The sequence below is a fragment of the Bradyrhizobium sp. Unk1 genome, assembly GCF_059512345.1.
The window spans coordinates 88,612-100,250 of record NZ_JCAMOP010000036.1; the positions used below are offsets into that span (position 1 = coordinate 88,612).

Here is an 11,639-nt window from a genome sequence, read left to right on the forward strand (position 1 = left end):
GGCAGCCTGTTGACCAGGCCATTCAGCTCTTGAGGCTTGCGCCACAAGCGGTTCTTGCTGCGCGAGCGCGCAGCGACCCTGACACTGCGTAAATGATCTTCTGCCCGCAACGTTTCAAGCGCATCGGGCAGAGAGTGAGAGGGGGGCCGGGACGGGTTTGAGCGGTGCGGTCCAGAGAGAGCGCCGGCCGGCTCACCCGTTCCCGCTCTCCTCAAGGCTCCCTTCATGAACGACCTTTTCTCGATTGCGGCCGACGAGGCCGCTCCGATCTCGTCTGCGTGCGCTCCCGAGGGTGCCCGCGCCATCATCGCTGCGGCTGAGCAGCTTCTACCGCATCTTGAGAATGGTCGACGCATCGATCCCGCAATCTTGCGCTCCGCAATGGAAGAGGCCTGCGGCGCGTCAGATGCGACAGGCGCCTGGGATTGGAAGATGGCCTACGACGCCTGTGAGGTCGCCACCGTCCTCTTCCTGCGCAAATACGGAAAGACGCTTTTCCGCAAAGCCGACTCTGCGGCTTCACGACTTTCTGCCTTGGACAAGATCGCGGAGCTTCTGCCGACCCACACGCGCCGCTCTGCCGAGAGCGAGACTTTCCAGCAATTCTCGACGCCGATCCCGCTCGGCCTGGCTGCGCTGACCGCGGCCGCCATAACGGCGGCCGATCGCGTGCTGGAGCCGTCCGCAGGCACCGGGCTGCTCGCCATTCTTGCCGAGATTGCCGGCGGCGGCCTCGTGCTGAACGAACTGGCCGAGAGTCGGGCCATGTTGCTCGCTTCCCTCTTTCCGGCCATTTCCGTCACGCGCTTCGATGCTGCCCAAATCGACGACCACCTCGACCCCGCCGCCGTCCCGAGTGTCGTGCTGATGAACCCGCCGTTCTCGGCAATGGCGAACGTTTCCGGCCGGCTGGCCGACACGGCGTACCGTCACATCGCCTCGGCGCTGGCGCGTCTTGCCGATGGCGGCCGGCTGGTCACGATATCAGGCGCAAACTTCTCGCCCGAAGCCTCGGTCTGGCGCGACGCCTTCGCCCGATTGCAGGAACGCGGTCGCCTGGTGTTCACCGCCGCGATAGCCGGCGCGGTCTACGCCAAGCACGGCACCACGATCGAGACGCGCCTCACCGTCATCGACAAGGTGCCGGCCGATGACCCGCGCGCGTTCCCGGAGTCACCGGGATTGGCGCCCGACGTCGCGACGCTGCTCCGCTGGATCGGGGAACACGTTCCGGCGCGCCTGACCGTCGAATCGACTGGCGCGATTCCGGTGTCAACCTCGTCAGCGCTTCGCACCGTGCGGGGTTATCTCGCACGAGCCACCGCACATGTAGCCAAGGCCTCCGTCACCGATCCCGAAGCCGTCGACCTCGCCTATGAGACGATTGATTGGACGCCGTCCCAGGGCGCGCATCTCAGCGACGCCATCTACGAGGAATATAGGCTCCAATCGATCCGGATCCCCGGCGCGCAGGCGCATCCGACCAAGCTGGTGCAGTCGGCCGCGATGGCTTCGGTCGTGCCGCCGAAGCCGAGCTATCGGCCGCGCCTGCCGGCGAACCTCGTCGACCGCTGCATCCTGTCTGACGCTCAGCTTGAGACAGTGATCTATGCCGGGGAGGCGCACGGTAACTATCTTGCCGGCGCCTGGACGGTTGACGAGACCTTCGACCTCGTCACGGCCGCCCGCGACGACGCACCGAATGCCGCCCGTTTCCGTCGAGGCTTCATGCTCGGCGACGGGACCGGCGCCGGCAAGGGTCGCCAGTCCGCCGGCATCATTCTCGACAACTGGCTGCAGGGCCGGCGCAAGGCGGTCTGGATCTCGAAGTCCGACAAGCTGCGCGAGGACGCGCAGCGCGACTGGTCGGCGCTCGGCATGGAGCGTCTGTTGGTCACGTCGCTCTCGCGCTTCCCTCAAGGGCGCGACATCCGATTGGCCGAAGGCATCCTATTTTTAACCTACGCTACGCTGCGGTCCGACGACCGCGGCGAGAAGCTTTCGCGCGTCCGGCAGATTGTTCAATGGTTGGGCTCCGACTTCGACGGCGTCATCATTTTCGACGAGAGCCATGCCATGCAGAATGCCGGTGGCGGCAAGGGCGAGCGCGGCGATGTCGCCCCCTCGCAGCAGGGCCGTGCGGGCTTGCGGCTTCAGCATGCGCTGCCGAACGCCCGCGTCGTCTATGTCTCGGCGACCGGCGCCACCACTGTCCACAATCTCGCCTACGCCCAGCGCCTCGGGCTCTGGGGCGGCGAGGATTTTCCGTTCGCCACCCGTGCCGAGTTCGTCGAGGCGATCGAGGAGGGGGGCGTGGCGGCAATGGAGGTGCTCTCCCGCGACCTTCGTTCGCTCGGCCTCTACACCGCTCGCTCGCTCTCCTATGACGGTGTCGAGTACGAGCTCGTCGAGCACCAGCTCACCGACGAGCAGCGGCGGATCTATTACGCCTACGCCGGCGCCTTCAGCGTCATCCACAATCATCTCGACGCGGCAATGCAGGCCGCCAATATCACCGGCGAGACCGGCACGCTCAATCGTCAGGCGAAATCGGCTGCGCGCTCGGCCTTCGAATCGGCCAAGCAGCGTTTCTTCGGCCATCTGCTCACCAGCATGAAGACGCCGACCCTGGTCCGCTCGCTCGAGCGGGACCTGGCCGAGGGCCATGCTGCCGTCATCCAGATCGTGTCGACCGGCGAGGCGCTGATGGAACGGCGGCTTGCCGAGATCCCGACCGAAGAATGGAACGACGTACGCATGGACATCACGCCACGCGAGTACGTGCTGGATTACCTCGCCCATTCCTTCCCGGTGCAGCTCTATGAGCCCTTCACCGACGCAGAGGGCAATCTCTCGTCGCGACCCGTCTTCCGCGACGGCCAGCCGGTCGAGAGCCGCGAGGCGGTCGCTCGCCGCAACGAGCTGATCGAGCGGCTCGCTTCACTTCCGCCCGTTCCCGGGGCGCTCGACCAGATCGTGCAGCGTTTCGGCACGGACCTCGTGGCGGAAGTGACGGGACGTTCGCGCCGCGTGGTCCGCAGGGGTGATCGCCTCGCCGTCGAGAACCGCGCCGGCTCCGCCAATCTCGCAGAGACCGCCGCGTTCATGGATGACCTGAAGCGCGTGCTTGTCTTCTCGGAGGCTGGCGGCACGGGCCGCAGCTACCACGCCGAAGTCTCGACGCGGAATCGCCGGCTTCGCGTCCATTATTTGCTCGAGCCGGGCTGGAAAGCCGATGCCGCGATCCAGGGTCTCGGTCGGACGAACCGCACCAACCAGGCGCAGCCACCGCTGTTCCGCCCCATTGCGACCGATGTGAAGGCGGAGAAGCGCTTCCTCTCGACCATTGCCCGCCGGCTCGACACGCTGGGTGCCATCACGCGCGGGCAGCGCCAGACCGGCGGCCAGGGCCTGTTCCGGCCCGAGGACAATCTCGAGAGCCACTACGCCCGAGATGCGCTGCGCCAGCTCTATCTCCTGCTCGTGCGAGGCAAGGTCGAAGGGTGCTCGCTCCAGACCTTCGAAGACGCCACGGGCCTGAAGCTCACGGACGCGAGCGGCATCAAGGATGAGCTGCCGCCGATCACCACGTTCCTGAACCGGCTGCTCGCGCTCACCATCGACCTGCAAGGTCTGCTGTTCACAGCCTTCGAGCAGTTGCTCAACGCCAAGGTCGAGGGCGCTATCGCCAGCGGCGTCTACGATGTCGGCCTCGAGACGCTGCTGGCCGAGAGCTTCGTCGTCACCGATCGCCGCCCGATCTACACGTACCCCGCGACTGGCGCAGAAACCCGGCTGCTCACCATCACCGTACGCCGGCGCAATCACCCCATGACGCTGGATCAAGCGCTGGATTATCTCGCCGATTCTCAGGCGGTGCTGCTAATCAACGAGCGCTCGGGACGTGCCGCGGTGCAAATTCCCGCGTCGACTTTCATGCTCGATGACGGCGAGATCGAACGCCGCGTGCGGCTAATCCGCCCGATGGAGCAGCATCATGCTTCGATCAAGATGATGGACGAGAGCCACTGGCAGCCTGCGGATCGTGAGGCATTCGCCGCGGCCTGGAACGGTGAAGTCGTCGACGTCCCCGAGTTCGCCGAGAGCACGCTCCACATCGTCGCCGGCCTGCTGCTGCCGATCTGGAAGCGGCTTCCGAACGATTCGACCCGGGTCTATCGTCTTCAGACCGACGATGGCGAGCGCATCATCGGTCGTAGGGTTTCGCCGGCCTGGGCGGCGAACGCTTGCGCCACCGGTACCTGCAGCTTGACGCCACAAGAGGCTTTCTCGGCGCTGATGGAGGGACGCACCGTCATCGACCTCGCCGAGGATCTCCAGCTCCGTCGTGTCCGCGTGATGGGCGCCCATCGCATCGAGCTGTCCGGCTTCTCCGATACGATGCGCGACCGGCTGCGCACCTACGGTCTCTTCAGCGAGATCATCTCGTGGAAGCTGCGCATGTTCGTGCCGACAGACGCGACCGGCGCCGGAGCGTTGGCAAAGGTGCTCGACCACTATCCGCTCAAGCGCATCGGCGAGCGGGAGGCCGCCTGATGGCGCGGGACAACGCCTCCGAACTGGCCCGCCGTCTCGCGCGTGACGCCGAGGCGGTGTGCCGCCATTACCTGTCCAACGGGCGGCGCCAGGGCCGCTACTGGATGGTGGGCGACGTCCGCAATACGCCCGGCCGGTCGATGTTCGTCCGGCTCAGCGGACCGGACTCCGGACCTGGCGCCGCCGGCCACTGGCGAGATGCCGCCTCGGCCGAATATGGCGATCTCCTCGACGTGATCCGCGCGAGCTGCGGTCTCGTGAACTTTCGCGATGTCGCCAATGAGGCGCGACGCTTTCTGAACCTGCCGCGTCCTGAACTGGAGCCGGAGCCAAATCGCCTCCGGTCGAGAAAATCCCACGCGCCCCTCGGATCACCGGAGGCGGCGCGGCGGCTCTTCCGCATGTCGCAGCCGATCGCGGGCACACTCGTAGAAGCGTATCTCCGCAATCGCGGCATTACGGCTTTGCACGCAACCGGTAGTCTGCGCTTTCACCTACGTTGCTGCTACCGGCCCGACGACCACAGCCCGACCGAGACCTGGCCGGCGATGATCGCATCCGTCACCGATCTCGCTGGCCACCTGACCGGCGCACATCGCACATGGCTCGACCCCGACGGCTTCAGCGAGACAACGCTTGGCAAGGCGCGGATCGACACGCCGAAACGGGCGATGGGCGACCTGCTTGGTCACGCCGTTCGATTTGGTGTAGCTGGCGAGGTCATGGCGGCGGGCGAGGGCATCGAGACCATGCTGTCGCTCCGCAGCGTCCTGCCAACCATGCCGATGGTCGCAGCCCTCTCGGCAGCGCATCTCTCCGCCATCCTCTTCCCGGACTCGCTCCGCCGGCTCTACATCGCCCGCGATAACGATCCTGCCGGTGACGCCGCCATGGCGACCTTGATCGATCGGGCGCAGGAGGTCGGGATCGAGGCAATCGTGATCTCGCCACGGCTTGGCGACTTCAACGAAGACCTTCGCTTGCTCGGATTTGACGCCCTTCGGGCCGCGAGCCGCGCGCAGATCGCGGCGCAGGACGTCGCGCGCTTCATGGAGTTGGCGGCATAGCCGGAACGGGACGAGGGGCGAGGCGGCTGCTTCGTTACCGCGTGGCCGGTGATCATGCTTCCCTCGGTGCCGGAGAGGACCGCTCCCAGGGCCTTCTTAAGAGGGCGATCGGGCGGCAAGCGGCCCGGACCGGCAACCTCGTGGGCCGACTATTTTCCGTCGGCGGCAGAGCCGCCTTTACATCGTGAGGCAAAATAGTCGGCCCCCTTCGGTCCTCCGCCAAGGCTCCGGCCCACAGCTCGCGCTGCGGGTGCAAATCCGTTCCGCCTGCCGCCTTCGTCGCCATGAAGGCCGCGATGGGCGCGGTCGATCCGACCAGGGAAAGCCGCAATGACCACCGACCACGACAACGATTTCGAGCCGCACCAAAGCTCATCCCCGACCGACCAGTTCCTCCAGGAACTCCAGCTCTATGGCTACCGTCCCTTCCACGATGAGCCCGATCCCCGACACCTTCCCGAAGCGCAAGTCCTCGCCGGCAGCGTCGCCGACATCTTCGATGCTCTCGTGGTGGCGCTGACCGATACCCGTCTTGAGCCCGACCTCGAAGACCTGCTCTGGTCGACGGTGAACGTCTTCCATCGCGCCATCGACAGGATCGAGCGCGAGCTGGACGACAACGAGCTGGCGCAGCAGCGCTCGCAGCGGGAGCAGGATGGCAGCGAAATCAAATCCGTCGAGCTGGAGCCACTGACGGCAGAAGGGCAGACGCTGATCGAGCGACGCAACGCCTTCGAGCTGATGCGCGACCAGGCCGCCGCCGAGTTCGAACGCCACACCCATTCCGCCTGGCGGCCGCGCAACGGGTCGAAGGTCAACCACCGCAATCTGACCTCCGCGATGATCGACAGTCGCGATTTCCTGGCCGCGAAGAAGCGCGCCGACAACCAGGTGCTCGTGCCGCCCGGGCCGAAGGTCGCCCTGACCGGTGGGCTCGACTTCAATGATCACCGGTTGATCTGGGCTAAACTCGACCAGGTGCACGCCAAGCATGCGGACATGGTGCTGCTGCACGGCGGATCGCCCAAAGGCGCCGAACTGATCGCCGCCAAGTGGGCCGACAACCGCAAGGTTCCGCAGATTGCCTTCAAACCCGACTGGGCGAAGCATGCCAAGGCCGCCCCGTTCAAGCGCAACGATGCGCTGCTGGAGACGCTACCCATCGGCGTGATGCACTTCCCCGGCACCGGCATCCAGGACAACCTCGCCGATAAGGCCAAGAAGCTCGGCATCCCGGTCTGGAAGTTCGGCGGCGCGTGAGCGCTGCCGCAAATTCTAATGACCAGGAGTTCTCCGGCTCGCTCGATGCCGCTGATCGTGCCACCAGCCGCGGCCCACATGCGTTCGCCGCAGCCTTGCACCGGGTTCGCTCGGATCACACGAAAAACCCTGGCATGAAAGCCAGGGTTCAAGATGCCACGGCGTACATCCGGCCGCGACGACCGACTGCTAGTTGGCATGAGGTTTTGAACAAGATGTGACCTCTGCGGCGTCCATTCTTGAGTGTCGCGCTGATATCCGTCGCCACCATCGATCGTTCGTCTGGCGAATTAGGTTAGATTCTATGGTGCCTTTCGTCCCGCAATCAACTGTTGTTGGCTGCACGTGAGGCAGGCGCTTCGGAATAACTACCATACGTCGGTGGGAATTGTGGCTTGTTGAGTGCCACGAACACGCGATCGCGCGCAGCTTCTCGTTTCCGAGCCAACCCAAAACGTTGCGGCGTTTCCTCAACTTGAGGATGCTTGCATAAACTATTGTTCAAGAGCGAAGTGAAAGCGCTGACACTTACTGCTATTCTCATGGAGACGATCGAAGGAGATTGGACAAGGAAGGCTGGGTGTTGGGTGCAAGCGTGTCGGCACTGAGGCTTTTGCGGGCAGGAAGGGAGTCGAGAGGCGTGTGGGGCTCGCACCGGCTGGCACTCATTCTTTGCAAGCAAGCTGAGCTCTGCTCGATTCCGAGGTGCTTCACCATCATTACCCACGACGTCGGCGTCCTGTTTGGCGCCGACGTCGATGCCCACGAGCTGGCCTGGATGGCTCGTGAAGTAGTCTCGAGCCGGCCGAGATCAAGTCTTTGAGTCGAACTTGTAAGAGGCCTGAAAGAATGTACCCCAGCGCTCCATGCTGTACTTCGCAAGCATGCGCGGGTCACCGACGCAGCCGCTGCTGTGCACAAAGAGTCGCTGTCCTTTTTGGTCCACATGGCCCAATAGCGACCACCAACGCCGACGCTGATGTTATCCGTGATGAAGTAGGACAGCACGCCTTCAAGCTGGACGCCGCCACCACCACTGCCGCGTTGTTCCGTGAAGGTAGTGGCGGGACGCAAGAGGTGATAGTCTCGACCGATGAAATCGGTCCAGGGCAGGTAAGCGACATCAGCGTTCAGGCGCCAACGCTCGGTCAGCATGGTTTCGGCGCTCAGGCCGATCCGAGGCGCATTCCATTGAGTATCCTCTCCGCCGATGACCCTGTTGTCACCCGACGTCAAACACGAATACAGCGGGTTAGCCACCTGCATGCATCCGGTCGAGTCCGAACTCTGGCCGTAATAGGTCCAGCCTATAAATCCGCCGACCTTGTAGTCGCTGCTGCGCAGGAAGTCGTAACCGACGTCAGCTGTGTAATAGGTGAACCTTCCGTTTGACTGGCCGGAAAGATTGTTGATGTAGGAAAGTCCGTCCTCGGGTATCCAATCTTCATTATTTATTTTTCCTTTGTTGAACCGCCCGATACCAAGATTGCTCTTCAAGAAAACTCCCCAGGGACTGTCAACACGGCCGAATAACTCCCCGGAAAGTCCGTCCAGTCCATGATAAGTGAGCCTCGATCCCAGTATGCTGGGGTCTTCAGGCCAGCCGTACCGAACTGCGCTGTGATCCCACTGGAAACGTCCCCGGCTCAGCCAGAGCCGCGAGCCGCCTTCGAAGGACCAGCCGGGCGCGTAGAAAATGGGTGGTACGCTGCCGGCTGATTTCGCATACAGCGGCGCATCGGACCATTGTGCGGCCTCTTGGTCCGCACCAAAGTGGTAGTTCAGGCCAATCTTTCCGATGTGATAGTTACTGGTCAGGCTTGTTGTGTTCGCCGGCAGAATCGCAAACGGCGGAAACTGCACTGTCGCAGCCGTCGCGACACTCGGCCCGCCAAAATGCAGATAGTCATATTCGACCTTCACCGACCATGCAGGCGTTAGGGCTTGCTCGACGCCCAGCCCGATGGCGCCACCGACCCGGCCATAGTCGAAATGCGTTCTGCCCTGTGGCCAGCCGCCTTCATAGTTGTTGACCACATCGCCCCGATTGTTTTGCCAAGCTAGGCCTGCCTTGAGATAGGCCAGCGTGTGTCCGAGCGCGCCAAAGGCGTAACCGACGCGACCGGTCCCGGTGGCAAAGAGGCTCGGACCTGCCTTGCAATTTGCGCTCACAACTAAGCCCGAGGGGCGAGGCATGTATTTGTGCCCTCGGAGGCAGCACCGCTGGCATCCAGCTCGATGCCAAACACCCAGCTATTGTTCTGCCAGTTGTAACCGATCTGGCCACCTGCAAGGAACGCCGGGGTATCGACGATGCCGCCATAGATTGATGGACCGTATGGATTGCTGAAGGAGGTGCGGCCGTACCCACCGCCGGCGTGCCCGCCAATATAGCCTCCAGACCAGTTCCACACCGCCTGTGGCAGTTGAAGTTGTTGCTCAAGGTCCGCCGGCTTCGCTGCGCTGCTTGCGACGAGCGCAATTGTTGTCGCACCACAAAAAATAATTCTCATCAACGTTTGTCCTGCACTTCCCAGCTCACGACCTGGCTCCTTAAGTATTGCCGCACGACAAATCGTCGGAGCAGACCAGACACGCGGTAACGCGCGCCAGGTCCGTCCCGAGGATCACCGCACGAAGATTGGTGATGATTTCCCGGATGAAGCAAGCCGCGTGCCGAACTGAATTCGTAGCTTTGCGCGGTCTTCGGAAGAGTTTGTCGCGTCGACTTGCCGACGTTGTCTCAAATTTGACAATCTGAGCTTCCGACAGTCTCTCCATAGCCCGACATGCGCGAGGGCAGATCCAATACGCAACGTTAACGTTTATAATTGCGTGGGAATAGTTGCGCGCCAAAGCGCCGCCGAAGGGAAAACAACCGGGGCTTCGGAGTGAGTGGCGATCGTGACCCCGATGCTCAAAAGCAACACACACGATGGAGTGGCAGCCGAAATGGAGAAGAACACAGGACTTTCCTGAAACTGATTGCGCTAGGTGATTTCAAACAGCAGGCGCCCACTTGAAGATCACAAAGGGTCAAATGCCGATTGCACGAGCCCTTGGAGCGCAAGCTCCGCGCTAATAACAAAAAATCGCGCAACTGGATTTGTGACGATCCGGTCGCTGAGTTTCCTGCTATAGTGTCGCGCGCGCCGTGGTGGTGGTGGAAGGCGCAGCCGTCAGACGTCTATCTCACGGAGCCCACCGCCATGATCATCCTCGGACCACCACTCATTATCCTCGTCATCGGCTTGTTCTGTTGGCTGGTGTTCCTGCTTGCTGCTTTCGCACTGCCCCTCTTCGTGGCCTGACGATCGGCATCTGGGCCTTCCACACCGGCGCCGGCATGCTTGGCGGCATCGTGACGGGCCTCGTGGCGGGTGGTGCGAGCTTTGGTGTCGCCCGGCTTGCGCTCGCTCTCGCGCCATGGGCTTGGGTTCGGCTCCTGACCAACCTTCTCTACGTCGCGCCCGCTACCGTCGCGGGCTATATCGCCACATATGGAATCGCCCTGATGACGGTGACATCACCAATCTGGCAGACGATATTTGCCGTCGGGGGTGCCATTGCCGTCAGCATCACAGCGTTCATTTGCTTCACTGGAATGGCCGTAGCCGGACCTGCCCGGCAATGATAGCGCCAGTGAAGGCGTCGCGTCGACCGTCGGGACTGGACCAGATCCACAATGCCTCGCCCGGCTGGTCCGGGCGGGGCATTACCTTGCGCAGGAGCCGGCCGCGATCTTGCGGCAGCGTCGCATCCCGACCGGGCGAGCTTCGCAGGACGGACGCACCGATTCCCGCAAGGAGCTTTAGTCGCATGTCACCGAGGGCGCGTCGTCGTGCTTGAGGTGTCGCTTTCGGACATTGTAACTCACCAGCCAGATCACGCCGACCGCGATCGGCACGAAGGCTGCGGTCAGGAACCAGGGCTCTACGCGCAGTCCGACATCATGCGCGCCCTTGGCAAGATAGCTAAACAGGCTGACCACATAATATCTATCGCCGCGACCGACAATCCTTCGACCGTGCACTGCAGCCGAAGTTGCTGTCTCGCGCGCTCGTTGATAGCCTGCAATAGGTCACGATTCTGTCGTTCGATTTCGACGTCGACCCGGGTTCGTAACAGATCGGCGGCACGCGCGAGCTTGACCGACAGAGTCGCCTGACGATCCTCCACAGTCGCGCAGGTTCGCATCGCCGGCGCCATCCGGCGTGCCAGAAACGACGACCAGGTTGGGTAGCCCGAGACATCGTTGCCTTCAATGATGGACAGTCGCGATTGCACCAGCTCGTTATAGGCCCTGCTGGCGCCGAAGCGAAACAGGCTGCCGGTCGCGCCTCTCTCGAAGGATGCGGCCAGCGCCGTCAGCTCGGCAAGCAGATGGTTGTTGAACTGCAGCCCCTCACCGCTTTGCATTTTCTCGAGCGCCTCAACAAGACGGCGGTCGATACGATCAACAGATGGTGCAAGCTCTAGGGCCGCCGACAGGCCAAGCAGCGCCAATGGACGGTAGGTCTCGATTTCCAGGAGCCGTTGCACCAGCGCGCCGAGATCGTGCGACGTCAACCCGAGGTCGCAGACGAGGATTTTCGTGAAGCCTTTTTCGTCTACGCGGAAGTCTGAGGCCGCAACGCCCGCGCCGCTCTTTGTGGCAATCATGGCCAGGCTGTTCTTGTCAAAAATCTGTTCGGCCCGCCTGGTCGGCGAGGCGTCCTGCTCCACTTCTAGCCTGATCGCGACCAGCAACTGTCC

Annotated in this window: 7 protein-coding genes and 1 pseudogene; 5 read left to right on the plus strand and 3 right to left on the minus strand. The window is 63.0% G+C overall.

The annotated features are described in order from the left end of the window. Positions 1–225 precede the first annotated feature (225 nt). The 3 genes from AC5ZFO_RS35280 to AC5ZFO_RS35290 all read left to right on the plus strand — a co-directional run bounded on the left by AC5ZFO_RS35280 (position 226) and on the right by AC5ZFO_RS35290 (position 6,884). On the plus strand, positions 226–4,557 hold the full coding sequence (locus AC5ZFO_RS35280) for a strawberry notch-like NTP hydrolase domain-containing protein (protein ID WP_496123232.1): 4,332 nt from the start codon (positions 226–228) through the stop codon (positions 4,555–4,557). Further along, entirely contained in the window at positions 4,557–5,624 is a 1,068-nt protein-coding gene (locus AC5ZFO_RS35285) for a DUF7146 domain-containing protein (protein ID WP_496123233.1), read from the plus strand. The genes AC5ZFO_RS35280 and AC5ZFO_RS35285 overlap by 1 nt, the downstream gene beginning before the upstream one ends. Before the next feature lie 330 nt (positions 5,625–5,954). Continuing rightward, entirely contained in the window at positions 5,955–6,884 is a 930-nt protein-coding gene (locus AC5ZFO_RS35290; protein WP_496123234.1) for a DUF2493 domain-containing protein, read from the plus strand. Between the two features lie 540 nt (positions 6,885–7,424). Here the strand turns inward: AC5ZFO_RS35290 and AC5ZFO_RS35295 are convergent. Continuing rightward, complete coding sequence (locus AC5ZFO_RS35295; protein ID WP_496123235.1) at positions 7,425–9,080, minus strand: outer membrane protein; 1,656 nt, start codon at positions 9,078–9,080, stop codon at positions 7,425–7,427. Then, the gene (locus AC5ZFO_RS35300) at positions 9,059–9,397 is read right to left on the minus strand and encodes an outer membrane protein (RefSeq protein ID WP_496123236.1); all 339 of its coding nucleotides are present in this window, start codon (positions 9,395–9,397) and stop codon (positions 9,059–9,061) included. The genes AC5ZFO_RS35295 and AC5ZFO_RS35300 overlap by 22 nt, the downstream gene beginning before the upstream one ends. A 546-nt stretch (positions 9,398–9,943) precedes the next feature. Between AC5ZFO_RS35300 and AC5ZFO_RS35305 the strand changes: the two genes are divergently transcribed. After that, a complete protein-coding gene (locus tag AC5ZFO_RS35305; RefSeq protein WP_496123237.1) occupies positions 9,944–10,195 on the plus strand; it encodes a hypothetical protein in 252 nt (83 codons plus the stop codon). Between the two features lie 35 nt (positions 10,196–10,230). After that, positions 10,231–10,518, plus strand: coding sequence for a hypothetical protein (locus AC5ZFO_RS35310; protein ID WP_496123238.1), 288 nt, complete (start codon positions 10,231–10,233; stop codon positions 10,516–10,518). Between the two features lie 177 nt (positions 10,519–10,695). On the opposite strand, the pseudogene AC5ZFO_RS35315 reads toward AC5ZFO_RS35310, so the two are convergent. Beyond that, positions 10,696–11,639, minus strand: a pseudogene (locus tag AC5ZFO_RS35315) (DUF3422 domain-containing protein); the annotation flags it as partial.